Annotated in this window: 24 protein-coding genes; 9 read left to right on the top strand and 15 right to left on the bottom strand. The window is 67.0% G+C overall.

From position 1 onward, the window contains the following. Positions 1 to 78 precede the first annotated feature (78 nt). The 3 genes from ACWFRF_RS12255 to ACWFRF_RS12245 form a co-directional block, all read right to left on the bottom strand. Entirely contained in the window at positions 79 to 819 is a 741-nt protein-coding gene (locus ACWFRF_RS12255; RefSeq protein ID WP_379313145.1) for an energy-coupling factor transporter transmembrane component T family protein, read from the bottom strand. Further along, entirely contained in the window at positions 816 to 2,945 is a 2,130-nt protein-coding gene (locus tag ACWFRF_RS12250) for an ABC transporter ATP-binding protein (RefSeq protein ID WP_379313143.1), read from the bottom strand. The genes ACWFRF_RS12255 and ACWFRF_RS12250 overlap by 4 nt, the downstream gene beginning before the upstream one ends. Before the next feature lie 81 nt (positions 2,946 to 3,026). Further along, positions 3,027 to 3,947 (bottom strand): DMT family transporter, encoded by a 921-nt coding sequence (locus ACWFRF_RS12245; protein ID WP_452449967.1) that lies wholly within the window; start codon positions 3,945 to 3,947, stop codon positions 3,027 to 3,029. Positions 3,948 to 4,031: 84 nt separating this feature from the next. On the opposite strand from ACWFRF_RS12245, the gene ACWFRF_RS12240 reads away from it, so the two are divergent. Beyond that, positions 4,032 to 4,979: a LysR family transcriptional regulator gene (locus ACWFRF_RS12240; protein ID WP_452449965.1), complete on the top strand. Its 948-nt coding sequence runs from the start codon at positions 4,032 to 4,034 to the stop codon at positions 4,977 to 4,979. Here the strand turns inward: ACWFRF_RS12240 and ACWFRF_RS12235 are convergent. Next, entirely contained in the window at positions 4,925 to 5,704 is a 780-nt protein-coding gene (locus ACWFRF_RS12235) for a phosphodiesterase (protein WP_378990463.1), read from the bottom strand. The genes ACWFRF_RS12240 and ACWFRF_RS12235 overlap by 55 nt on opposite strands. Positions 5,705 to 5,855: 151 nt before the next feature. Beyond that, positions 5,856 to 6,299, bottom strand: coding sequence for a MarR family winged helix-turn-helix transcriptional regulator (locus ACWFRF_RS12230; protein WP_452449962.1), 444 nt, complete (start codon positions 6,297 to 6,299; stop codon positions 5,856 to 5,858). A 73-nt stretch (positions 6,300 to 6,372) separates the two neighbouring features. On the opposite strand from ACWFRF_RS12230, the gene ACWFRF_RS12225 reads away from it, so the two are divergent. Continuing rightward, positions 6,373 to 6,981 (top strand): TIGR03086 family metal-binding protein, encoded by a 609-nt coding sequence (locus ACWFRF_RS12225; protein ID WP_452449960.1) that lies wholly within the window; start codon positions 6,373 to 6,375, stop codon positions 6,979 to 6,981. 5 nt (positions 6,982 to 6,986) lie between these two features. Here the strand turns inward: ACWFRF_RS12225 and ACWFRF_RS12220 are convergent, their stop codons facing one another. Next, positions 6,987 to 7,754, bottom strand: coding sequence for an RluA family pseudouridine synthase (locus ACWFRF_RS12220; protein ID WP_452449958.1), 768 nt, complete (start codon positions 7,752 to 7,754; stop codon positions 6,987 to 6,989). A 97-nt stretch (positions 7,755 to 7,851) separates the two neighbouring features. After that, positions 7,852 to 8,838, bottom strand: coding sequence for an adenylate/guanylate cyclase domain-containing protein (locus ACWFRF_RS12215; protein WP_452449956.1), 987 nt, complete (start codon positions 8,836 to 8,838; stop codon positions 7,852 to 7,854). Between the two features lie 78 nt (positions 8,839 to 8,916). Here ACWFRF_RS12215 and ACWFRF_RS12210 point away from each other — a divergent pair, with 78 nt between their 5' ends. Then, positions 8,917 to 9,099 carry a hypothetical protein gene (locus tag ACWFRF_RS12210; protein ID WP_452449954.1) on the top strand — a complete coding sequence of 61 codons (183 nt, stop codon included), beginning with the start codon at positions 8,917 to 8,919 and terminating at the stop codon, positions 9,097 to 9,099. Here the strand turns inward: ACWFRF_RS12210 and ACWFRF_RS12205 are convergent. Next, positions 9,081 to 9,545: a hypothetical protein gene (locus tag ACWFRF_RS12205; protein ID WP_452449952.1), complete on the bottom strand. Its 465-nt coding sequence runs from the start codon at positions 9,543 to 9,545 to the stop codon at positions 9,081 to 9,083. The two genes, ACWFRF_RS12210 and ACWFRF_RS12205, sit on opposite strands and share 19 nt — an antisense overlap. Positions 9,546 to 9,673: 128 nt before the next feature. Here ACWFRF_RS12205 and ACWFRF_RS12200 point away from each other — a divergent pair, with 128 nt between their 5' ends. The 4 genes from ACWFRF_RS12200 to ACWFRF_RS12185 all read left to right on the top strand — a co-directional run bounded on the left by ACWFRF_RS12200 (position 9,674) and on the right by ACWFRF_RS12185 (position 11,613). Next, positions 9,674 to 10,498 carry a helix-turn-helix transcriptional regulator gene (locus tag ACWFRF_RS12200; RefSeq protein WP_452449951.1) on the top strand — a complete coding sequence of 275 codons (825 nt, stop codon included), beginning with the start codon at positions 9,674 to 9,676 and terminating at the stop codon, positions 10,496 to 10,498. A 56-nt stretch (positions 10,499 to 10,554) separates the two neighbouring features. Next, positions 10,555 to 10,992, top strand: a complete 438-nt coding sequence (locus ACWFRF_RS12195; RefSeq protein WP_452449949.1) for a DUF6194 family protein — start codon at positions 10,555 to 10,557, stop codon at positions 10,990 to 10,992. Positions 10,993 to 11,109: 117 nt separating this feature from the next. After that, complete coding sequence (locus ACWFRF_RS12190; RefSeq protein WP_452449948.1) at positions 11,110 to 11,379, top strand: hypothetical protein; 270 nt, start codon at positions 11,110 to 11,112, stop codon at positions 11,377 to 11,379. Positions 11,380 to 11,445: 66 nt separating this feature from the next. After that, positions 11,446 to 11,613, top strand: coding sequence for a DUF4236 domain-containing protein (locus ACWFRF_RS12185; RefSeq protein ID WP_082843603.1), 168 nt, complete (start codon positions 11,446 to 11,448; stop codon positions 11,611 to 11,613). A gap of 140 nt (positions 11,614 to 11,753) precedes the next feature. On the opposite strand, the gene ACWFRF_RS12180 is transcribed toward ACWFRF_RS12185, so the two are convergent. After that, a complete protein-coding gene (locus tag ACWFRF_RS12180; protein ID WP_452450231.1) occupies positions 11,754 to 12,194 on the bottom strand; it encodes a chloramphenicol phosphotransferase CPT family protein in 441 nt (146 codons plus the stop codon). A gap of 65 nt (positions 12,195 to 12,259) precedes the next feature. Here ACWFRF_RS12180 and ACWFRF_RS12175 point away from each other — a divergent pair, with 65 nt between their 5' ends. Continuing rightward, positions 12,260 to 12,835, top strand: coding sequence for a dihydrofolate reductase family protein (locus ACWFRF_RS12175; protein WP_378990454.1), 576 nt, complete (start codon positions 12,260 to 12,262; stop codon positions 12,833 to 12,835). Here ACWFRF_RS12175 and ACWFRF_RS12170 read toward each other — a convergent pair. The 3 genes from ACWFRF_RS12170 to ACWFRF_RS12160 form a co-directional block, all read right to left on the bottom strand. Then, the gene (locus ACWFRF_RS12170) at positions 12,817 to 13,443 is read right to left on the bottom strand and encodes a helix-turn-helix domain-containing protein (RefSeq protein ID WP_379313835.1); all 627 of its coding nucleotides are present in this window, start codon (positions 13,441 to 13,443) and stop codon (positions 12,817 to 12,819) included. The genes ACWFRF_RS12175 and ACWFRF_RS12170 overlap by 19 nt on opposite strands. Before the next feature lie 145 nt (positions 13,444 to 13,588). Continuing rightward, on the bottom strand, positions 13,589 to 14,017 hold the full coding sequence (locus tag ACWFRF_RS12165; protein ID WP_378990452.1) for a hypothetical protein: 429 nt from the start codon (positions 14,015 to 14,017) through the stop codon (positions 13,589 to 13,591). Positions 14,018 to 14,055: 38 nt separating this feature from the next. Beyond that, positions 14,056 to 14,556, bottom strand: coding sequence for a DUF4232 domain-containing protein (locus ACWFRF_RS12160; protein WP_452449946.1), 501 nt, complete (start codon positions 14,554 to 14,556; stop codon positions 14,056 to 14,058). A gap of 343 nt (positions 14,557 to 14,899) precedes the next feature. Between ACWFRF_RS12160 and ACWFRF_RS12155 the strand changes: the two genes are divergently transcribed. Beyond that, positions 14,900 to 16,042 (top strand): serine hydrolase domain-containing protein, encoded by a 1,143-nt coding sequence (locus ACWFRF_RS12155; protein WP_452449945.1) that lies wholly within the window; start codon positions 14,900 to 14,902, stop codon positions 16,040 to 16,042. 20 nt (positions 16,043 to 16,062) lie between these two features. On the opposite strand, the gene ACWFRF_RS12150 is transcribed toward ACWFRF_RS12155, so the two are convergent. From ACWFRF_RS12150 to ACWFRF_RS12140, 3 genes are all read right to left on the bottom strand, one after another. Next, the gene (locus ACWFRF_RS12150; RefSeq protein WP_452449942.1) at positions 16,063 to 16,986 is read right to left on the bottom strand and encodes an esterase/lipase family protein; all 924 of its coding nucleotides are present in this window, start codon (positions 16,984 to 16,986) and stop codon (positions 16,063 to 16,065) included. A 93-nt stretch (positions 16,987 to 17,079) separates the two neighbouring features. Beyond that, positions 17,080 to 20,706, bottom strand: coding sequence for an nSTAND1 domain-containing NTPase (locus tag ACWFRF_RS12145; RefSeq protein WP_452449940.1), 3,627 nt, complete (start codon positions 20,704 to 20,706; stop codon positions 17,080 to 17,082). Further along, the gene (locus ACWFRF_RS12140) at positions 20,703 to 22,073 is read right to left on the bottom strand and encodes a toll/interleukin-1 receptor domain-containing protein (protein ID WP_452449938.1); all 1,371 of its coding nucleotides are present in this window, start codon (positions 22,071 to 22,073) and stop codon (positions 20,703 to 20,705) included. The genes ACWFRF_RS12145 and ACWFRF_RS12140 overlap by 4 nt, the downstream gene beginning before the upstream one ends. Positions 22,074 to 22,529: the final 456 nt, after the last annotated feature.

Here is a 22,529-nt window from a genome sequence, read left to right as displayed (position 1 = left end):
GAAGCTGCCTAGCTCGATTTCTGTGAGGAACCATAGCTTGCACCAGGGTTTCGGGACAGTGAATTCGGGGTATTGCGCTCAGCCGATGATGGTGCTCAGCGCTACGGCGCCCGCGCAGACCACGACGACCACGCCGAGTGCGATGGCGTCGCGGCGGTGCGGCGCGCTCGGATGCGCCGTCAGCATGCCGGTGCCGCCACGGGCGGTGATCGCCTCGCCGAGTTCGCCCGCGCGCCGCGACGACACCGCCATGCACGCGGTGAGGATGTCGATGAGCGGGTTGTCGGCGGCGCGGTGCATCAGGTTGTCCTTGGGGCGCAGTCGGCGTGCGGCGCGCAGCACCCGGATCTCGTCGAACAGCAGCGGCAATCCGCGCAGGGTGAGCGCCACGACCACGGCCCATTCGTCGACCGGTAGTCGCAACTTGCGCAGCGGCGCGCCGAGTTTCGCGAGGGCGGGGGCGATCTCGCCCATCGGCGTGGTGAAGGCGATCAGGAACGAGGCGGCCACCAGGACCATTCCGAAGACGAAGATCTGCGTGTAGCCGAGCACCGCTTTCATTCCGATCGGCGCGTTGATCAGGCCGCCGAGCACGACGAGTCCCCAGAACCACCACGGCAGCCGGGGGATCGCGCCGAGTGGCAGCCGCGCGAGTACCCAGATCAGTACCAGGAAGGCCGTGATCACGCCGAGCACCGGCCAGGTCGGCAGGAACATCAGCAGCAGGCTGATCAGGAACGCGGCGATCATCTTCGTGCCTGCCCACAGGCGGTGCACGACACTGTCGACCGGGACTTCACGCAGCAGCACTGTGCTCATGGGGTCGTGCCTTTCGGTGCGCTGGTGTGTGCCGTCGCGCCCTCGTCGCCGCGGCGGCCGAGGGGCAGGCCGGCCACGAAGGCCGGCTTCTCCAGTGCGCGTTCGGTTCTCGGGATCGCGTGACCGTCGGCCGAGACCACCACACCGTCGTCCAGGTGCACCGTGCGGTCGCAGACCATCGCCATCTCGGCGACATCGTGCGAGATGATGATCAACGTCAGCCCCGAATCCCGCAGCCGGGCAAGCAGTTCCACGATTTCGGCGCGCCCCTGTGGATCCAGGCCCGCCAGCGGTTCGTCGAGGACGACAACCTGCGGCCGGCTCGCCACCATCGCGGCGAGCACCACCCGCTTGGCCTGTCCGCCGCTGAGTTCCTCCACCGAACGGGCGGCGAGGCGGCGGTCGAGCCCCACCGCGTCCAGCGCTTGCCCGACCGCACCGGACCCGGTGGCCCGACCGCCCCAGTCGGCGATCTCCGCGCCGACTGTCTGCTTCTGTAGTTGCAAGCGGGAATGCTGGAAGGCCAGCGCCACCCCGCCGACCTGTTTGTCGACCGCGGTGCCGCGCAGTTCGCAGCGTCCCGAGCTCGGCGCGATCAGTCCCGCGATGATCCAGGCGAGCGTCGATTTGCCCGATCCGTTGCCGCCGACGATCAGCAGCGCCTCGCCTTTGCGGACCGACAGGTCGACACCGTGCAGGGCCGGTGCTTCCCACGGCGTGCCGCGGTTGTAGGTGTGGCGCACGTCGGCGAGTTCGAGGACGGAGGCGCCCATCGGCCTGCGGCGCTGGTCGCGGGCCGGGTGGGGCCAGCTCGCGAGGTGGTCGACCATCCGGCCGTCGGCGAGGTGGATCACCCGGTCGGCGGCGGTCGCGTCGGCTTCGTGGTGGGTCACCAGGACCACGGCGGTGCCGTGCCGGCGCGGGAGCTCGGCCAGGAGGGCGACGAGCTCGCGACGGCCGTCGGGGTCGATCATCGAGGTGGCTTCGTCGGCGATGAGCAGCGCCGGGCGGCGCGCGAGCGCGGCGGCCACGGCGAGACGCTGTTGCTGGCCGCCGGAGAGGGTGGCGGTTTCGCGGGCGCCCATGTCGGCGAGGCCGACCTCGGCGAGGAGCGCGTCGACGTCGACCGCGGCGGCCGAGTCTGCCGACAGCCCCCACACCACATCGTCGGCGACCGAGACGCCGAGAGTCTGGCTCTCGGGTCGCTGCAGGACCAGTGCTGTCCCGCCGAGTGCGCCCAAGCCTGCCGAACCCGGACGGTCCACCGCACCCGTGGTCGGCGGCCTGCCTGCCAGGACCCGGGTCAGGGTCGACTTGCCGGAGCCGTTGTGGCCGACGACGGCGACGAACTCGCCCGGGCGAATGGTGAGGTCGATGTCGGCCAGTGCGTCGACATTCGTGCCCTCGTACCGGTAGCCGACGCCGTGCAGGGATACCGGCAGCGGCCCGACCGGCCGATCGTCGAGCGGCGCGTCGAGTCGATCGCTGCCCGGCAACCACGCCAGGCGATCGAGTACCGCCCCGAGCACGAACCAGGAGATCACCGTGCTCACCAGCACGCCGAGCGCCACCGTGCCGCCGACGTAGATCCACCACCAGCGCAGCACCACGTCGACGGCTTCGGCGGCCATCCGGCCGAGCGGCTCCAGCGCGGGCAACCGGCCCGCCAGATTCTCGATGCCCTTCGCGGTATTGCGGATCGCGTCGAAGAACAGGTCTCTGGTTCGTGAGAAGAGCAGCAGACTGCCGACGGAGAACAGCCCCCAGCCCACACCGGCGACGATTCCGAGCGCGAACACCGTGGGGAATCCGCCGCCCCGGCGCTTCACGGTCCCGATGATTCCCGCCAGGGTGGCCGCGCCCATGACGCCGAGCGCGGGCATCACGCCGGCCGCCACGAAGGTGACCAGCGTGGCCGCGATTGTGGCCGTGACCAGTGCTCGTAACCGATACCGCTGGGCGAGCAGGCCCAACGGCACTGCTGCGACGAGCTGCAACGCGGCCGCCATGGGGACGAGTGAGCCGACGGTGATGAGGCCGACGGTGAGCCCGGCCATCACCGCGCCGCTCGCCAGTTCGATCGGGCGCAGGGGACCGCTGGGCAGACCCGCGGGCTTGTCTCTCACGTGTCCAGTCTGCCAGGGGGTCGGGTGTGCGGGTGTGGGGCTGATGTGGAGGTTGTGTGGGGTTGTCGGCAGGCGTGTCGGCTATCGAAGCACGGGGGCGGCGTCGTCCTGGCGCATGGCGGCGACCTGTGGGCGTCGCCGGAACATGCTCGGCCGCAAGCGCGCGATCGCGACGCCGGTCAGGCACAGGGCGCCGCCGAGGAGCGCGGTGGCGGTGGGGACTTCGGCGAGGAAGATCCAGGACATGACGATGGCGAGGGCGGGAACGGCGTAACTCGACGACGCGGTGACCCCCGCGGGGGTGTGGGCCAGGGCGTAGGCCCACAGCAGGAAGGCGAGGGCGGTCGAGACGACGCCCAGGTATACGACGCCGATGGTGGCGGAGAGCGGGGCTTCTGCCAGTTCCTGTGTCATTGTCGGTGCCCACGGCAGCAGGACGACGGCTCCGGCGACCGCGCCGAGGGCGGTCGCGGTCAGCGGGTCGGTGGACCGCAGCACCAGCTTCTGCGCCACCACGCTGATGCCGTAGAGCAGGGCGGCCGCCACCGCGAGCAGCACGCCGATGCGGTCGCGCTGTCCTGGTCCGGTGAACGCGATGATCGCGGCGCCGGTGAAGCTGACCGCGATGCCGACTACCAGCAGCGGCGGGAACCCCTCGTTCAGAAACAACCCGGCCAATACGGCGACCACGATCGGCGCGATGTTCACCAGCAGGGCGGTGGTGCCCGCGTCGAGATGCTGTTCGGCGGCGTTCACCAGCACGGTGTAAAGCCCGAACCACAGCGCGCCGTAGGCCATCGTGAGCCACAGCGCCGTGCCGCGCGGCATCCGGCCGCCGCGAAACGCCAGCACCAGCACCAGCACGACGGCGCCGACGAGCAGCCGTCCGGATGCCATCGCCGCGGGCGATACGTAGGGCGCGATGCCGCGGATGATCACGAACGACGATGCCCAGGCGAGCATCACGGCGACCAGGGCGAGAGCGGGCAGGCGTGACTTCATTCCTCTACGGTGGACCCGTGAAGAGGTAAGCACAAGCGGGTATTCGCCATCTAATATTCAGTAGAACTGAATCGAGGAATTCGCATGATCGACACGCACCGCTTGATGATCTTCCGATCCGTGGTCGCGACCGGCTCGGTGGCCGCGGCGGCCTCGACGCTCGGTTACTCGCCGTCGGCGATCTCCCAGCACCTGACCGCACTCCAGCGCGAGACCGGCTTGCAGCTGCTGGAACGAGTCGGTCGCGGCGTGGTGCCGACCCCGGCGGGCCGGGTGATCGCGGGGGAGGCCGCCAAGGTGCTCGACGAGTTGACCGCGCTCGGGTCGACGGTGTCGGACCTGCGCGCGGGCAAGGCCACCCGGATCACGATCAACTCGTTCAGCTCGGCGGGCACCAACTGGATGCCCGACGTGGTCGCCACCCTCACCCACGAATTCCCCGACACCAGGGTTCGCCTGCGCATCGTCGACGAACTGGCCCCGGTGTCGGGCAACCGTCCCGACATCGCCCTCACGGTGCGCCTGGGCAAACCGGCGCAGATCACCGGCTACACCCACCGCGACCTGATGACCGAGCCCTACGTCGCCGTGGTCCCCGCCGACCACGAACTGGCGACACGTACCACCGTCGACGTCGCCGAACTCGAGCGATACCGCTGGATCGACAACGACACCAGCCACGGACCGTGCAGGCAGGCGATGCTGAACGCCTGCGCCGCAGCGGGTTTCACGCCTCGGTTCGTGGTGGAGACCACCGACTACCCGTCCGCCCTGCGATTCGTGGCGCGCGGTGTCGGCATCACCGTCGTCCCCCGCCTCGGCGCCACGGACCTGCCGCCCGGTTCGCGCGCGCTGGAGCTGACCAATCCGACGCCGCGCCGCACGATCTGCGCGCACATCAAGGACTCCGAGTCGTGCAACCCGGTCGTCACCCGGACGATGGAGTTGCTGCGGATGGCCGCGGGCTTGCCGGGCGGTCAGTCGGGTGGGGGCTCGGACAGCCAGCCGCCCATCGCGACTGTCCGGAAATGAGTTGTCAGGCCGAAGTTCTCGTCGATGACATGCAGCGCGATAGCCGGGTCGGGTGCGTAGTCCATGACGCGATGGGGTGGCGTCACTTCCCATTCGCCGCCGAGGACGGAAGCCGTACTGGGACAGGTGATCATGGGTTTGCCCGCGAAGATCGTCGCGATGGGGGCGTGGGCGTGGCCGGTGAGAATGCCGACGATGCGTGGATCGCCCGCCACCACCGCGGCCAGCCGGCCGGGATCGGCGAGCGCGATGACATCGACCACGGGACTGAACACGTGCTTGGGCGGATGGTGCAGGGCCACCAGGATCGGTCCGTCCGGCGCCTCGGCGAGTGTCGCGCGCAGCCAGTCGAAGGTGTCCTCGCCCAGCAGGCCCGCGGATTCACCGGGGATGCTCGAGTCGAGCATGACGACGGTGAGCGGCCCGACGCGGTGGACGCTGTTGACGGGAGTGGTCGAGGCGGGCTCGCCCAGCAGTGCGGTGCGGAAGTTCGCGCGGTCGTCGTGGTTGCCGGGCAGCAGGTACACGGGGATGTCTGCTTGCAGGGCAAGGCGTGCTTGCGCGTACTGCTCCGGCGTGCCGGAGTCGGTGATGTCGCCGGTCACCAGGATGACGTCGGGCCTGCGTGGCAGGTCCGCCAGGTAACCCATCACCGCCTCCACCCGTTCGGTGTTGCGCGCGCTGAGGTCGAAGTGGGTATCGCTGAGCTGAGCCGCCAGGATCATCGGCAGTCGCTTTCTTCTCTGGGATCGCTCCGTTGCGTCAGAGTGCGCCGGTATGACTCATCGGCACCTCTCCAGGCTAGATGACCTGCGTTTATTCGTCTTCATGAGCCGTGCCACGGACCGAAACCCACGAGGTGGTCTGTGTCACCGCTCACCCGGGTGATTTCGCGGTTCGGGTGCGGTCGGCGAGCAGTTGTAGTACGCGCAGGAAAGTGTGGCGATCGGCGGCGGGTAGGTCGGCCAGTAGTCGCTCCTCCTGTTCCTGGATGTCGTGCTGGGCGCGGTCGCGCAGCTTCGCGCCGTCGGCGGTGAGCCGGATCAGGTTGACGCGCCGGTCGGCCGGATCGGGGTCGCGCAGGATCAGGCCGCGCTGCTGGAGGTCGTCGAGGACCGGGATGATCCGGGTCTTGTCCGCCCGGATCGTCTTGGCGAGCGCGGCCTGGGTGTGGACGGGCCCTTCGTCGAGTCCGAGCAGTACCACGTAGGCCCACATGGTGAGCCCGTGCCGGTCGAGGACGGGCCGCTCCGCCTCCGTCAGCGCACGGCCGAGCGGGACGAGCATGGCCGCGAGATCCGGCCGGGTCGCTTTCGGCATGGTCGAAATCTACCGCCGGACGGGTCGGTCGATGACCCTTGGCAGATCATAAGCATGAGCGTACGGTCAGCATATGCGTACTATCTCTGAGGAAGATCGACTTCTCCTGGTCCGGCACGAGCGTGCGGTGCGGCTGAGTATCGACGCGGTCGAGGCGGCGTCCGATTCCGCACTATCGACCGAAACACCCTGTGCCGGTTGGGATCTACGTGCCCTGCTGGACCACATGGGCACCCAGAATCGTGGTTTCGCCGCCGCCGCTCGCGGTGCGAACGACCCGGCGGTCTGGGCGGTACGCCCCGCGATCGATCCGATCGGCGACTACATCCGGTCCGCCCACGACGTCGTCGCGGCCTTCGCCGCCTGCCAGGCCCGCACCCTGCATCTCCCCGAAATCCCACCGGGCGAGTTCCCGGTCGCGACCGCCCTCGGCTTCCATCTCATCGACAGCGTCGTCCATGCCTGGGATGTCGCCCGGTCGGTAGGCCGAGCGATCGACCTGGATCCCGACCTGGCCCCGACCGCTCTGCGGATCGCCGAAGCGGTCCCCACCGGCACGGCTCGCCATCGCCCCGGCGCCGCGTTCGGCCCCGCGCTCGAGGTCGCGGACACGACGGCAACTCTGGACCGCATCTTGCGCGTTCTCGGCCGTGCGCCCGAGTGGCTGCCGAGCCGGGCGTGAGGGTGTCAGCCGGAAATCAGTTGTGCGGCGGTGTGGAGAAGCCGCGCGCTCTCGTCCGGGTCGGACGTGAACGGCTCCCAGAAATCGGGGCCGGGGGTGGCCTCCAGATCGAGCAGCGGTGGGGTGAGCCAGTCGGCGTCGAGGCCGAGTCGCCAGGAGTGCAGGTGGGTGCGGGGCAGCGCGGCGGTGCGGTCGAACAGCGGGTCGCCCAGGATCGGGTGGCCGATCCAGGCCAGCTGCACGCGAATCTGATGGCGGCGCCCGGTCACCGGCCGCAGGGCGAGCAGTGCGTGCTCGCCGTGCCGGGCGACCGTGCTGAACAAGGTGCACGACGGATAGTTTTTCGCGGGCAGCAGATCCGCCTCGTCGACGAACCACCGGTCACCCTCGCGCTGGATCGCCTCCCGTGGCGCCGCGATCCGCACCCGGTTCTTGCGCCCCACGCTCAACGGTAGATCGATCTCACCGCCATCGGGCAGGTCGGCGCCCGACACGATCGCCAGATACGCCTTACGTGCGGTCTGATTGTTGAACTGCCTGGTCAGCGGTCCGTGCGCGGCCAGATCGGTAGCCAGTAGGACGAGTCCTGAAGTCACCTTGTCGATCCGGTGCACCGGATACAACTGCGTTCCCGCCGCCTGTGCCAACTCCACCAGATCGGTGTCGTGTCGCTCCCCGGTCACCGAGATCCCCGACGGTTTGTTCAACGCGAGCACCGCGTCATCGGCGAACACGGTGTACTCCTCGCGCACGCTGCGCCAATCCAAGTCCACTACAACACCCTAGGCAACGGTGTGCCGGCGCCGCTCGACGGCTGGTCAGCGGGCCGCCCCGCCGGAGCTGTGCACCTCGAAGCTGTGCACGTCGCGATCATGCCTGCCGCAGGCGGTGGGGGCGTAGGCGGTTGAAACCGCGAACGCGGACGCTGCGCAGGTGGCGGATGGCGAATTCGGGGTTGTCGTCGAGGGCCGAGGCCGCGGCGTCGTCGATGAGGATGTTGCCCGGCCGGGCGACGCCGGTCAGGCGGGCGGCGATATTGACCACCGAGCCGTAGAGGTCGCCGAAGCGTTGCAGCACCTCGCCGTAGGCGAACGCCACGCGCAGTTCCGGCGTGCCACCGACGAGCATGGTCGACTCCTGGATGGCCAGCGCGATGCGGGCGGCGGCGGCCGCGGTCTCGGCGGCGAACATCACCTCGTCGCCGACGTTCTTGATCACCCAGCCGCCGTTGTCGGTGATCGCCGAGGTGGTGGTCGATTCGAAAGCTTCGAGGAGCGTGGACAATTCGTCGGGGTGCAGGTGCCTGGTGAGCCGGGTGAAGCCGACCATGTCGGCGAATCCCACCGCCAGCGTCCGCATCGAACCTTCGCCCTGCGCCTCGCTCGACCTGGCGACCGCGGCAGCCAGGTGCCTGCGCCACACGTACGACTGCAACTGGTCGATGCTCGCCATGGTGGATTCCGTTGCGGCACTGATCCGTTCCGTCAGCGGAATCGCGGGATCGGCCGCGGCGACGCGCGCCTTGATCTCGGCCAGCACCAGGTCGGCCTGCCACTCCGCCAGCCGTGCCATGCCCTGGCCGATCGTCCGCGCGGCCGCGGCCTGTTGCCGAATATCGGACGAGGCAACAACTTTCATACTCCGAAAGTTGGTGACCGCGGTGATATCGGTCTGCGTGAAGTCGACCTCGTCGTCCTCATTGGCCGGAAAACCCAGCGCCGTCCACAGCCGCCGCGACTCCGACTCCGGCACTCCCGACTGCTCGGCCACCTGCGTGCGCGTATATCGACGCGGCCCACCGAGCAGCGCTTCCTCGATACTGCGCTGCACCAATTCGGTCATCTCGGGCTCCGACATACTCAGACTCTACGACTGCGCCGCGCGAGTGACAGGCATCCTCGTCTCCACATTGGCAACGTTCATAAATCCGGGCCGGTGACACCTGGCACAACGCCGTCATGCCTGGTAACCCGTGACCTGGTCGCTTACCTGCCGGTGCGACTTCGCCCACTGCTCGGCTTCCTCGAAGGCGCGGCGGTATCGGCCTCGCGCGGGCTGCCCGCGTCGACGATGGCGGTGATCGAGCTGTTGAAGACGCGTCAGCGCAGCACGCTGTAGGTGGCCGACAGGGTGAAGCCGTGCTCGCCGACCTCGCAGCTCACCGTCCCCTGATAGCCGACGCCGCAGGTGGTGTTCTCCCGCGTGATCCGGTGACCTTCGGAGAGCACCCTCGCCGCCGGGTGGGTGAAGATCGGGCTGTCGGCGTCGACGAAGTGCGCCGCTTCGAGGATCCCGACCCGGAGCTGGTCGGTACCGGTAGGGGCGTCGATCGGGACCGCGTCACACCCGGCCGGGCCGTTGTTCCAGTAGATGGCGCAGTGCCGTCCGTCGGGCGTGGTGAAGAAGACGGTGCCCGCGTATTCGGGTTCGGGAACCTGGTAGTCGACGGGGTCTACCGGCGTGTAATCACCGAGCCCCGACTGCGCGGCGGCCGGTCCCGCGGCCAGGAAACCGGCGGCCAGCGCGGCCCCGGACAGAACGGTGAGTGTGGATCGGATCAACATGGACGTCCTCCCTCGACTTGTTGTACCCGGTATTTCGCCGCCCCGACGCACCTCGTTAACCAACCGAACAATTCCCTTCGCATGATGCGATGCACGCGTACCCGCCGCTACCTTCTACGCTGGCTGCCATGTCGTCACCCGCTCTCGGCGAGTTCCTTCGCACCCGGCGCGCCCGCATCCAACCCGCCGCCGTCGGACTGAGCGAATACGGTCGCCGCAGGATGGTCGGATTGCGTCGCGAGGAAGTGGCGCAGCTGGCCGGCATGAGTGTGGATTACTACACCCGGTTGGAGCGGGGGCGCGATGAGGATTACCCCGATTCGGTGCTCGACTCCGTTGCCCGCGCCCTGCGTCTCGACGCCGCCGAGCGCGACCACTTCTACACGCTGGTCCGTCCCGCCGACCCCGACTACAACTACGCCCCGACCGTTCGCCCCGGCACCCGGCAGTTGCTCCACTCGATCACGACGCCCGCGTTCGTGCTCGGGCGCCACATGGAAGTGCTGGCCTGGAACGACATGGGCGACAAGATCTTCGGCTTCGACGCGGTCACCGACCCCGAACGCAACCTGGCTCGCTTCACGGTGCTGAACCCCGCGGCGGGTGTGTTCTATCCCGACTGGGAACCGGTTGCCGCGGAGACCGCCGCCTATCTCCGTCGCCAGGTGGACCGCTGCCCGCGCGATCGCAGGCTGACCTCACTCATCGACGAACTCACCGCCGCCAACCCGGTGTTCCACCGCATCTGGTCGATCCACACCCCGGCAGGCAATACGCACGGCGACAGGCTGATCCAGCATCCGTTGGTCGGCCGGATCGAATTCGGTTACGAGACATTGGCTTTGCCGGGTGATCTGGATCAGCTGCTGGTGGTGTACACCGTGCACCCGGATTCGGCGGCAAGCCAGGCGGTCGCCGCGTTGGGTACGCGGGAACTGGTCGGCGCCAGCTGACCGGGCAGTTCACACCGGGGTTGGAACCGCTTGCTCGCGAATGAGACGCTCGAAGCATGACGATCGAGCAAGTAACCGACTACGTGACCGGCCTCGGCGGAGTGCTGGTGCTGCGGCCGACCGAGGGGAGTGAGGCTCCCGAGATCAGCTGGGGCGACACCTTCTTCTACTACGCCCCCGACGGCGTCGTTCCCGCCGGTCAGCCCTTCGCCACCATCGTGACCAAGGACTACCCCGGCGACGAGACATCCGACCTGAACCGCCCCGGCAGCTTCCGCGTCAATATCGCCGTGAGCAAGACGACCTTCGCCGCAGCGGCCGCCCCGACCGACGCGAGCATCGAGGACACCGTCGTCGCCCACCCCCTCTACGCGGCCGCGAACTGGCTCGCGGTGGTGAATCCGTCGACTGCCACCGAAGCGAGGGTTCGCGAGTTGTTGCGCGAGGCCCACGACCGGGCACGCACCCGATCCGAGCGACGCGCGGCCGAATAGCCCGACTCGTCAGTCGCTCTTGGTTTGCTGGTGGCATGGTCGCGACGGCCCGGTCGCATGGTTGCGGTTTATTCCCTCCGGCGCGGTACCTTTCAGATACCAACGAAAGGGGAGGTCATGTCAGTACATCTCCGGCCTGTGCGTTCGCTGTCCAGCGTCAGGCTCGGACCCGTCGAATTGATCACCGGCGGATTGCTGTCGACAGCGGCGGCGCTGACGATGGTCGGTCCCCTGATCGCCGCGCTGCTGATCCGCCGCAGCGGCGCGGGCCGAACCCACCCCAGCGCCCCCCTGATCCTGCTGACCCTCGCCATCGCCCTCGCGATCATCGTCGCCCTCACCATGTTCGCCATTGCTCGTCGTCGCCGACGTTCCGGTTCGTCCTAGCGACCTGCGGAAACCGGTGGGGCGTAACCGGATCGGTTATCCTGGTGGCGATCAGGGAGGCTGCTCATGCCCATCAAGTTCCGTCAGCGCAAATCCTTCGGACCGCTGAAGTTCAACTTCACCCAAGCGGGCCTGTCGTCCTGGGGGATCAAAATCGGCCCCTGGTCCTGGAACTCCCGCACCCGCAAGAACAGCGTCGACCTCCCCGGCCCCCTGAGCTGGCGCCAACGCTGATCGGGCACCGCCCGCGTTGCTGGTGCCCACCGGCCGAAAGCCGCCGCTCGGCCCGTAGTGCCGCCCACCGCAACGCCTGTCCACGCAAGGCGCGCGGAGGTCGAGGGCTGGGTGCAGTCGGCGTCGGGTCGCAACGCATCTCACCTCGTCAGTTCGGCGCGAAGGCGATCGAATGCTCGGTGTGTGGGGGCAGGGTCGAGGAACGCGGCGATCTGGGCCGAGCAGTTCTCGACAGTGCCGGTGCTGGTGTCGAGTTCCAGGTCGTAGGCCCGGTGGGCGTGAACCGAATGGATCTGGCCGGCCGCGGTGCCGACGCGGCGATCGCCCCGTTGCTGTTCTCGGCGTTGTAGTTCGTCGAGTGAACAGTGCACGCCGACGAAGACGACGTCGATGCCGTGCATGACCGTCAGACAGTCGCGCAGCCGCCACGGCTCGCTCAGGACGTGGTCCATGACGATGTCGTTGCCCGCCGAGGCCATCGCGGCGACAGCGCGGTGGAACCCCGCTCGGGTCCGTCGCAGGACATCGGAGAGTTCGGCGGTGTCGAGTTCACAGGTCCGTGTCGGTTTCGTCCAAGACAGTGTGGGGGAGCGTTCCCTAGGCTGGCCGCAGGCAGTTTCCGACGCTCGTATTCAGGAGGATTGTGATGGCACGCGAACTGGTTTACACGGGATTCATGTCGCTCGACGGCGTGGTGGACTCGCCCGGTGGGAAGGTCGAGGGGCATCGCAGTGGCGGGTGGGTGATGGAGACCGAGTTCGTGCCGGAGGCGTATTCGCTCAAGGGTGAGGAACTCGCCGACACCACCGCGCTGATGTTCGGCCGCCGCAGCTACGAGGCGTTCGCCCCGATCTGGCGCGATTCCGAGGATCACGCCGCCTACAAGGAGCTGCCCAAATATGTTGTCTCCTCCTCGCTCACCGACGACGCGCTGATCGAGGGCTGGGGCGAGATCACCATTCTGCGCTCGACCGAGGACATCGAAAAGCTGAAGCAGACCGACGGCGGCCCGATCTACATCCACGGCAGTGCCGAACTGGCACAGCGGCTTTCGGACGCCGACCTGATCGATCGATACAATCTGCTCGTGTTCCCGGTGCTGCTCGGCGCGGGCAAGAGCCTGTTCGGCCGGGCCGACCGGCCCAAACAGCAGCTGCGCCTGCGCGACTCGGCAACATACTCCAACGGCGTCGCCAAGATGGTCTACGACGTGGTGCGCTGAGTGAGGTCCAGCGCGATCGCACCACTGGCACCCTCGCGCAGCTGCCCCGCCGTCCGGCCGACGAAGCGGCGCAGCGCGCGGGCGAGGTGGGGCTCGTCGTAATAGCCGAGCTTGTCGATGACATCGCCCGGCGCCTCGCCCGCGCTCAGCAGCACCGCCGCGGTGCGGGCCCGCTCGATCTGACGGACCGCGCCCTGGGTGAGGCCCGTCGCCGCCCGGAAGCGACGCTCGAGCGTGCGCTCGGTGATCGCGGGTGTCAGACCACGCAGCGTGTCGGCGACCAGGGCATCGCGGACCACGACGCCCTGGCCGACCAGCCGCTCGACCAGCGCTTCCGCGTCGTCGACGCGCGGTGTTTCCCATCGGTCGCCGTCCAGCCAGAACCCGCGTGCGGTCACATCGGGCAGGACGATCCCACTGTCGACCAGGGTTGTCGCGGTCACCGCGCGCAGCGAGGTGCCGACGGCGAACTGGATGCCGACGAAGTCGGCCCCCTCGGGAACGGGTGCGGTGCTGGTGGCGACTTCCGGCCCGGTGACCGCCGCGAACGGCACACCCTGCTGCTCCCAGAACACCAATCCCCAGGTCTCGGTCGCCACGGATGTCATCTCCGCGACCTGCTCACTGCGGCAGGTCCACACCGACTCCACCCAGGGCGAGTCCGATAATCGGGTCTCGAACACCAATCCCACCATCGCGATCCTAATCGCGCGGGTTGCCGGATTAAGGTGAAGTCGGCCTGGTCGGTGAGTTCTATGGGAGCGGCAGGCAGGAGCTTCCGGTATTCAGACCGCGCCCTACGACCTCGACCGTGATGTAGTCCGTGGAGGTGTACTGCCCGGGCTTGAACTGCTGGGCGACAAGGTTTTGACGACCGGTGTACTCGGGTGTCCAGTCGAACGTCGCGGTGCCGTTCTCCGGATGGTAGACGGCGACCCCGAGCTGCTTGCCGTTCCCGGGCACCGAACCACCGCTGATGCCGATGGTCACCTCGCCGGCCTCGGAAACCGGTGCGTCGACACCGACGGTGACCGTGTAAGCGCAGCCGGTGCGCAGGCCCTCGGCAGGCTGCTCCACACTCACTCCGGTCACTGCCGCGGTCGCATTCGGTGCGGCGGTCAGCATGGCGGGCACGGCGCCGAGCATCACAGCGATGCCGAATCGGCGAATCGGAAGATTCATGGGATTTCCCTTCTGCGCGTGGTTCAACATTCGCATGATCAGGCCGGCCGCAGTGGGCCGATGAAGGTACCCGCGTGGGTGGCGGCGTCTTGACGGACGACGCTGCCGACCTGCGGCCACGGCACCTGCAACTGGGTGGTGGTGTCGGGCGGGGTCAGGACGATCGTAGTGGGTGTCCAGCCTTCGGGTCCGTCCGAGAGATAAGTGAGTTCGCTGCTCACGGCCGCGCCGGGGGCGACCGTCACGGGGGCGAAACCGGTTTCCTGGCGTGGCAGCGAGTAGTTCGGCCCGTAGGCCGGATGGTCGGGCCCGGCCAGGTCGACGCCCGGGTAGCCCTGGACCAGGCAGCTCTGCTGGGACGTGTTGGTGAGCACGATCCGCAGGGTGTTCTGCTGGGTCGAGGGCGCAGAGTCGTGCTGGGTGGTCGCGGTCAACATCTCGGCCGAACAGATCGGCAGCTGTGCGGAACTGACGGCCGGGATCATGAACATCGCCGGAGCTGCCACTGCCACAACCGCTATCGCTCGCTTCGTTCTCACCGTGAAGTTTCCTTTCGTGCAGATTTCGATTCGGGACGTGGGTAGATCGAGACGTCGAGCTTGTCCGTTAACCTCGCTAACGATGTTCCCCGTACACGGTGTGGATAACCCGGGGGTGTGACTCGGTCATACACCGAATCCGCCGTCACCCGGGTGTGTCAGCGGTGCGGATAGCGACGATGCGGACCGGACCTCGCCGATCTCGCCGACGCGCTCGTGCCGTGACTCGGGCCGGCGCGCGAACGCCGAGTCGATACCGCGGGGTGAGTGCGTTGCCGTACCGCAGTGGGATGTCGAGGGGTGTTCTGCATCGATAGGTTCCCGGTGATGCGAAAGGGGAACGATGCGATACACGATCCTGGCCGCGGTGCTCGCGCTGGTCTCGACGGTCTGCGGGTGCGACGCCGAACCCCGCGCGGACACTTTGCGACGCGACGTCGATGCGATCGCGGCGCTGGGAACTACGGGAGTGCAGGCCAGGGTCGTGGGCGTCGGGACCGATCAGGCCGCGGTAGCGGGTCACTCGAATACTTCTGCCCTGGCGGCGGTTTCGCCCGAGGGATACTTCCGGATCGGAAGCTTGACCAAGACGATGGTCGCCACCGTGATCCTGATGCTGGTCGGTGAACGTCGTCTCTCGCTCGATGACACCGTTCAGCACTGGCTGCCGGATATGGTGCGCGGCAACGGAAATGACGGTGCGGAAATCACAGTTCGGCACCTTCTCCAGCACACCAGCGGTATTCACGAGAGCCCGCCCGAAATGGCCACTGCCGAGGACTATTACCGGCTCCGCTATCAGGTGCGCGATCCGCGCGACACGGTGGCGGCCGCCATGCGGCACGCACCCGATTTCGCGCCGGGTGCGGGGTGGTCGTACTCCAATGTCGGCTATGTCCTGCTCGGCCTGATCATCGAGCAGGTGGCAAACCGGCCCTGGTACGACGAGATCTCCGCACGGATCCTCGAACCACTCGGACTGCGTGACACCCGCTGGCCCGGCGACGCGCCGACGCTGCCCGACCCGCACGCGAACGGGTATCAGCAATTCGAGGTCGGCGGTCCGCTGATCGATGTCACCGAACTGGTGGACGCCGACGCCTCCGCCGGCTACGTCTCCACCACCGCCGATGTCGGCACCTTCTACCGAAGTCTGCTCGGCGGAAAACTGCTGCGACCCGAAGAACTGGCCCAGATGCGGACCACGGTGCCGGTCGAGGGTGTCACCGGGCTGGTCTGGCCCGGCGCGAGCTACGGTCTCGGCCTGTTCGCGGTGCCGCTGTCGTGCGGCGGCGCGTATTGGATGCACAACGGCGGTCAGACGGGATTTCTCACCAACGCCGGAGTGACCGATGACGGTGGCCGAAGCGCCGTGGTCTCACTGTCGGCCACGCTCGCTGTCGGTGAGGATGTCACGCAGAGCAAGGGATTCGCGCAACTGCGGACGGTCGGCGAGCTGGTGGACCACGCGCTCTGCGAGAAATAGACCGGCGGCCTTCGGGCCGATTATCCGGCCGGGCAGGGCACCGGGCGAGGGTGTTGTGGATCGAGGGCGTTGAGCAGGTAGGCGGCTGCGCGGGGATCGGCGACGATGCCGAGGTGATCGGCCCTGTCTTGCGAACAGCCTTCTTGCAGAACGATATTCGTCACCCCGTCGCCGGGCAGCAGACCTGACGTATAGGGCAGGACGACCTGGTCGTGGATGGTGACGATATTGGTGTAGCTGATGCCGGGGACATACATGCCGTCGGAATGCAGGTCGACCATCAGTGGCGAACCTGTCTGGGCTTCCTTCCCGGAGGGCTGGGCGGCCAACGCTGCTTCGAGGGCTGGGCCGACACCGAGTTGGGCGGCGTATTCGCGGGCGGTGGCCAACTGATCGCCGAAGGTGCCACTCCATACCGGAGCCAAGGAGACATAGTTCTCGATCAGGGACGCACCCCCGAATCGTTTCGCGTAATAGTTCGGCAGCAGCGTGCCCAGGGAATGGCCGACGATATCGACCTTCTCGGCGCCGGTCGCGGCCTGTACCCGCTCGATGAAACTGCCGATGGTGCGCGCGTTCTGCTCCGGGGTGCCGGTCATCCCGCCGAGCGCCGAAACCGGCCATGGCAGGTCGAGAGCGCCGTAGGTCAGCGCGAAGACGCAGTAGCCTTCGTTCACCAGCAGCGGAACGATGGTGCCCCAATTGGTTTGGGCGCCGGCTCCGGCTCCGCCGTGCACCATCACCACCGGATTCGGGTGTGCCGCACCGGGTTTGCAGTCCCAGTCATTGCTGCCGGGCAGCGAGCCGCCGGGATGAGCCAGCTCGGCACGAATGCCACTCCACGTGCTGTATTCCACCGGTAGTTCCGCCTGCGCGGGACCGGCGCCCACACCCACCGTCACTGCTGCCGCGCACAGCAACGACCTGATTCGCCATTTCGACATGATGAAGCCCCCATTAGAACGTGTTTCAATTCTGCCCTTCGGGGTGACTTTAGCGTGGAATCAGCTCTGGAGGTCCCGGTGCGACACAACGGATCATGCCTGGGGTTTGCCCTGGCACAGCTCGGTGTTCGGTATGTCGTCCGAAACCCAGTTCTTCCATTTCTCGTCGCTGGGATTGGAGGTGAGTTTGTCGCAGAGCGCGTCCCACCACGCGGCGGGCGCCGGAAGCTGCCATATCCCACCGCCCACGAACGGAGGCTTGCCGTCCAAGGAGACCCCCTGGGCAATAATGAAAACGCGACGACCGTCCTTGCTGAATTCGAGCAGCGGGGTTTGGCCGACCGGGGCGGTGACGATCGGTTGTCCGATCTGACCTCCGGTGTAGGCGTCCCAGAACCGCAGCGTGCGGTCTGTCGAGGCGGAGACGAGGTACCTGCCGTCGGGGCTGTAACCGACGGAATCGATGGGATCGTCGTGGCCTGTGAAGGGCTCGCCGACGGCGTCACCGCTTTCGGCGTCCCATTGGCGGATCGTCTCGTTGTCCGCGACCGCGATGCGCCGGTCGTCATGGCTGAGCGTCATGCTCGCGAAGAAGTGGCTCTCCATTGCCTTACCGACCGGTTGCCTTGTGGTGGTATCCCAGATGCGGACGGAATCGCTGCTGAGGGAATACAGCCGACGGCCGTCCTGGCTGAATGCGATTTTGTGCACGCCATTTTTGTGACCCGTCAAGGGATCGCCGATCTGCCGCCCCTCTGCCCAGTCCCAGAGTCGAACCGTATTGTCACTGCCTCCCGTTGCGAGTGTCTTCCCGTCCGGGCTGAACTCCACTGTGTTCAACGTGTCGTTGTGCCCCTTCATCGGCGCGCCACGCTGGCGCCCATTCGCTACATCCACGACTCGGATATCGTTGTCCCGGCCCACCACCGCGAGCCAGCGTTCGTCCGGGCTGAACGAGATCTGGGTGCCTCCTCGGAGTGCCTCGGACACGATCACGTCCCCGATCTGTTCACCGGTGTCGACGTCCAGCCGTCGCAGTACATCATCACGAAGGACCAGAATTCGCGGACGATCCGTGTGGCTGTCCACCCCCTGCCTGGTATCCACCGACGCCGGCCCGATCGCCCTGCTGCCTCCTACCCTGGTGGTCAACGCCGCAGCGGGATCGGCGTGAATTACTTGGCCGGTATCGTCGGCCACCGCGACGATCCGGTCGCCGTCACGGGTGAAGGCGACGTACCGGACGGCCGCATTGAGTCCGAGCGGATTGCCCACCGGCTGACCGGTCTTCGAGTCCCACAGTCGTACGGTCTTGTCGCTGCCCCCTGTGACGATCCGGCCACCGTCCGGACTGAATGCCACCGATTGGACGTTGCCGAAATTGCCCGTCACCGGGTTCCCGACTGCGGCGCCGGTATCGGCGTTCCAGATCCGCAACGGTGTGCCCGCGCCCAGCAATGTACCGAGGCCGATGGTGTTACCGCCGGCGGCGATGAAGTGTCCATCGGGACTGAAGCTCAGACTCCGTATCGCTTCGCTGCGGCTGATGCGCGGGTCGCCGGCAGCTACTGTTTCGCCGAGTGTCGCGCCGCTGCGGGCATCCCAGAGCTTTACCGTCTTCTCGGTACCTGCTGAAGCCAGGCGATTCCCATCGGGGCTGAACGCCAGCGCCAGCACCTGTGTGACGCGCCCACCCAGCGATGGCCCTATCTTGCGCCCGGTCCGGGCATCCCACAGACCTGCGTGATCGCCCCAGCTTGCGGCGACCCGGTTACCGTCCGGGCTGACGGCAGCGGCTCGCAGTGAGTTCTTGCCGCCCGTCACCGGTGGCCCGATCGGCTTGCCCGTGGCCGAGTCCCATACTCGAATGATGTCGTCGCGGTGACTCAACGCGAGATACCGCCCGTCCGGGCTTGTCGCCACGACCGTGCCGTCGGCAGCGAGCGGCTCTCCGAGCGGCTTCGCCGTCTCCGTATCCACCAGCTTGATTCCGGACGGTGTGTGCGTGGCAATCCGCCGACCGTCGGCGCTGAGCACACCACCTTGCGCAACCAGGTCGATGACCTTGTGCAAGCGCGCCTCGTTCCGCAACGTCGTTCCCAGCGCGCCGAGGTCGGGATCGGTCGAGATCTGCTGCGCTGCAAGCAATTTGTCGAGCGCCTCCAATTTGCCGCCGGGCCGGTCGCCGGCCAGCATCGCCTGCGCCTGCGAGGTCAGGCGCCCGGCGAAAATCTCTCTGCTTCGAGCAGCGGCATCATCGCGGGCGATGTCGGCCGATCGCCAATTGATCGCGGCCAAGACAGCGAGCACGACGGATACGACGCACACCATTGCCAGGACAGTTGACAGCCGCCTGAGTCGCCGTCCCGCCCGCCGCTCGTCGTCGAGTTCGGCCTCACGCCGAGTGGCAGCGTCGAGCAGGGCTCGCTTTTCCCTTTCCGCATGGGCCGCCTGCGCCGCGCGCACTTCCTCCGCGCGTCGCCGGTCGCGGTGGTCGCGTACGACGCCCGTGAGCACATCGTGGGTCAGTTCGATCCGTTGCGCGCCGTGGTATTCCTCGAGCCGCACCAGGCGCGAGCCGATCAGCCGAGCGAGTTCGTCGTCGGTCAGCCGTGACGGCACCGCGTCCTCACGGGCGTAGCTGTCGCGGAAACCCTTCTCGGTGATCAGTTCCGACTCGATGAACTCCGCGACTCGCGGTGACAGATCACGCACGCACGACGCGTAGTAGTTCGACAGAATGTCGCGCTTGGCATCCTCGACCAGCTGCTCGTCGAAGTGCGCGCGCCCACGACGCTTGCGCTCTTCGTTGAGCTCGCGGCAGAACAGGCTCAGCAGCGCGGGCTCCACGTCGGAGGCCGCGAGGTTGTCATCGATGTCGACCCACGAGGTATCCCGGCCGAGGTGAAGGTCCTCGCCGGCGATGATGCTCACCACTCGATGCGCGAGAGCCTCGGTGATCAGATGCTCGGCCGGGTTGTGGACCGCCTCGAACGCCGCATCGGCGCGGAAGGGAAGCAGCCGCATCCGTGACCGTCCCAGCGCGGGAATGAGCGGGCACCATTCCTCGAGGTTGGGCAGAAAGTCCTCCCGCAACGTGATCAGCAACTTGAAGTCTTGTGACCGCAACCGGAACCGGCCTGCCTCGGCCTCATCGTTGTCGATCCGGGCAGCCACATCGTCGGAAATCCGGTTCTCGGCGAGGTCGCCGAGGTCGTGCATGAATTCCCGGACGAGATCTGGAACGCGCTCACCGAGGGTGAACAGTTCCTCGAACTGGTCGAGAACGATCACCGGCGTGAGCGGATAGTTCTGTGCACTCCAGAGCTCGAAGTCTTTGCGATGCAGATACTCCCAGAGCGATTCATCGTCGCCGGGCAATATCGCATCGGGCGCTTCGGCCCGGATCGAGTCGCGCACCGATCGGTGTAGCTGGCGAGACAGTGCCGCCGCGTTCGGTGTGAGATCCAAGCGTATGTAGATCGGCAGGAAGTGCTCGTTGCGCAGTGCGGGAAAGAGGCCGGCTCGCAGCAGCGAGGTCTTTCCGAGACCGGACCGCCCGTACAAGATCGTGACCGGGGCATCGCGGACGTGGTTCAGCAAGGACTCCGCTTCACGGTCGCGCCCGAAGAAGAACGCCTGCCCGTTTTCCTCGAAGGACTCCAGGCCCGGCCACGGGTTCTCGCTGTCGAGTTGCCCCGCTCGCGTGACGGCAGTCATGCCGCTGTCCGCCGCATCGCGCGGATTTCGTCCTTCAGCACGGCGATGAGCCCCGCATCCGGCTCACCGCCGGGTGCCCTGCCGAAGTGCAAGCGCCCGAAGCTGTCCGGCATCTGCCGGTAACGGCTCGGGTTGAGATCGTAGTTGTCGTCGATAACCACGGGCACGATGAAACGGCGGCTCGGGATGGAGCGTGCGCGATCTGCCGCCTCGTACCATTCTTTGAAAACGTAGCCTTCCTCCGCGTGCTCGGTGTTCGCGGAGATGATCGGGACGAACAGACGGACGGTTCGGCGGATGCTGCACAGAATCTCGTGTTCCCACGCATCTCCTGGGCTGAGCCGCCGCTCGTCGAGCCACACGTCACCGCCGAGACTCGTGATGGCGTCACAGACTCGCTTGGCCGCGTCGGCGTCCTCCCGCATATAGCTGATGAAGATCGTCGGAGCGTCCGGAAGCGGGCGAAGGGCGTCGCCAACAGCGTCATGGCGCCTCGGAGTGGTCTGCTGCACCCAGCGTGCGCGTAACTCCGCGACAAAGGTCGCCGGGTCGATGTCCAGTTGCTGGACCAGCGTCTTGCGGCAGTACGTCGCGAAAAAACTCGAGAGGGAAGGTTCTCGTGACGCCGAGCAGCCGGCGAGAAAGAAGGGAATGCGTTCCAGCGACAGCCGGGTATTGCTGGACATCCGCAGGAGGAACCGTCCGAGCCAGTCGGGGATCTCGCAGCCGATGAAGAGTAGGGGATGTTCCTTCAGTTGATAACCGACCCAGTCGGGAAGGCTCGCCTTTTCGCTGAGTAATGCGTGCAGCCACTCCAGCCGGTCCTCCTCATGGATCGCATATTGAGGGGTGGAGGCCGCTTGACCGTACAAATTCAGAACGACGGTATCGGCGGCCGTGGCCGGTTGGGCATTTCGCGACTGTTCACTGGTGGATTGATTGGGAGAGAACGAAATCTCCCGCGCGCCTTGCCTTCCCTGGAAACGGACCTCGTTCACTGCCTTCGCGAGCACACGGTCGGGCGTCGTGCTCACGAACAAGCGCAGGTCATCGATCGCGGCGAGGTTTCGAAGTGCGTCGCCGGGCTCTGGATCGACCTCCACGATGATGTCGTTGATGACGCGATACAACCGCTCTATCTCGTCTTGGCCGCGCTCGCGCAGGAACGCCGCGACCGCCGCATCCATGGTGGTCGGTCCGGGCGGCACGGAGAGGTTCCAGCGTTCGGCCAGGCGCTGGCCGATGAGTGTGGTGAATGTCTGATCAGCGTCGCCGATATCGACCCTGGTCACGTCGGGCCCCACAACCGGCACCAGAACCCGCTGCCGGATATGCGCGAGAAGATCGTCCCAGAAATCGTCGTTCATGCCCAAACACTCGATCCGGATTGCGCCACAAAACGCCCGGCCACGCCGGGTGGCGCAGCACCAGCGTGGGATGTCCCGAGAACGCGTTCAGTACCGAATCAACAGTAGGCTCCGACGTAATCGCGTCGTAGAGTAGTCGGCTACTCGAACTTCGCCGAGCATCAGGTCACCGGGCTGGCAGCCGCAGTGCGCTGTCGTGCCCTCGGCAGGACACGCAAAACACAGGCAACCGGAAAACGCCTAGTCATAGTTGGTCATTATCTGATCTGAGTCTATCGCCCTGGTGTGGCAGGTCGCCTGCTGCTCCAACTTTTGGACGTATCCTGGGCGGCGTACATCCGAGATGAAACGGACGTGACGACATCAGAGCTAGATCGGCGGGGTCCAGTCCGTGCTCGCTCAGCTTCGGCCTCGGCTTCCTGCCTGGCCTTCACATCTCGTGTCCGTGGCGGCGTG

The organism is Nocardia sp. NPDC055165 (genome assembly GCF_053606985.1).
The sequence above is the reverse complement of the archived record's forward strand: the minus strand, read 5'-3'. Positions and strand labels throughout refer to the sequence as shown.

Coding starts and splice junctions, on each gene's coding strand:
- ACWFRF_RS12255 (WP_379313145.1), bottom strand. CDS start 819: ATGAGCACAGTGCTGCTGCGTGAAGTCCCGGTCGACAGTGTCGTGCAC.
- ACWFRF_RS12245 (WP_452449967.1), bottom strand. CDS start 3,947: ATGAAGTCACGCCTGCCCGCTCTCGCCCTGGTCGCCGTGATGCTCGCC.
- ACWFRF_RS12240 (WP_452449965.1), top strand. CDS start 4,032: ATGATCGACACGCACCGCTTGATGATCTTCCGATCCGTGGTCGCGACC.
- ACWFRF_RS12235 (WP_378990463.1), bottom strand. CDS start 5,704: ATGATCCTGGCGGCTCAGCTCAGCGATACCCACTTCGACCTCAGCGCG.
- ACWFRF_RS12230 (WP_452449962.1), bottom strand. CDS start 6,299: ATGCCGAAAGCGACCCGGCCGGATCTCGCGGCCATGCTCGTCCCGCTC.
- ACWFRF_RS12225 (WP_452449960.1), top strand. CDS start 6,373: ATGCGTACTATCTCTGAGGAAGATCGACTTCTCCTGGTCCGGCACGAG.
- ACWFRF_RS12215 (WP_452449956.1), bottom strand. CDS start 8,838: ATGTCGGAGCCCGAGATGACCGAATTGGTGCAGCGCAGTATCGAGGAA.
- ACWFRF_RS12205 (WP_452449952.1), bottom strand. CDS start 9,545: ATGTTGATCCGATCCACACTCACCGTTCTGTCCGGGGCCGCGCTGGCC.
- ACWFRF_RS12200 (WP_452449951.1), top strand. CDS start 9,674: ATGTCGTCACCCGCTCTCGGCGAGTTCCTTCGCACCCGGCGCGCCCGC.
- ACWFRF_RS12195 (WP_452449949.1), top strand. CDS start 10,555: ATGACGATCGAGCAAGTAACCGACTACGTGACCGGCCTCGGCGGAGTG.
- ACWFRF_RS12190 (WP_452449948.1), top strand. CDS start 11,110: ATGTCAGTACATCTCCGGCCTGTGCGTTCGCTGTCCAGCGTCAGGCTC.
- ACWFRF_RS12185 (WP_082843603.1), top strand. CDS start 11,446: ATGCCCATCAAGTTCCGTCAGCGCAAATCCTTCGGACCGCTGAAGTTC.
- ACWFRF_RS12175 (WP_378990454.1), top strand. CDS start 12,260: ATGGCACGCGAACTGGTTTACACGGGATTCATGTCGCTCGACGGCGTG.
- ACWFRF_RS12170 (WP_379313835.1), bottom strand. CDS start 13,443: ATGACATCCGTGGCGACCGAGACCTGGGGATTGGTGTTCTGGGAGCAG.
- ACWFRF_RS12165 (WP_378990452.1), bottom strand. CDS start 14,017: ATGAATCTTCCGATTCGCCGATTCGGCATCGCTGTGATGCTCGGCGCC.
- ACWFRF_RS12155 (WP_452449945.1), top strand. CDS start 14,900: ATGCGATACACGATCCTGGCCGCGGTGCTCGCGCTGGTCTCGACGGTC.
- ACWFRF_RS12150 (WP_452449942.1), bottom strand. CDS start 16,986: ATGTCGAAATGGCGAATCAGGTCGTTGCTGTGCGCGGCAGCAGTGACG.
- ACWFRF_RS12145 (WP_452449940.1), bottom strand. CDS start 20,706: ATGACTGCCGTCACGCGAGCGGGGCAACTCGACAGCGAGAACCCGTGG.
- ACWFRF_RS12140 (WP_452449938.1), bottom strand. CDS start 22,073: ATGAACGACGATTTCTGGGACGATCTTCTCGCGCATATCCGGCAGCGG.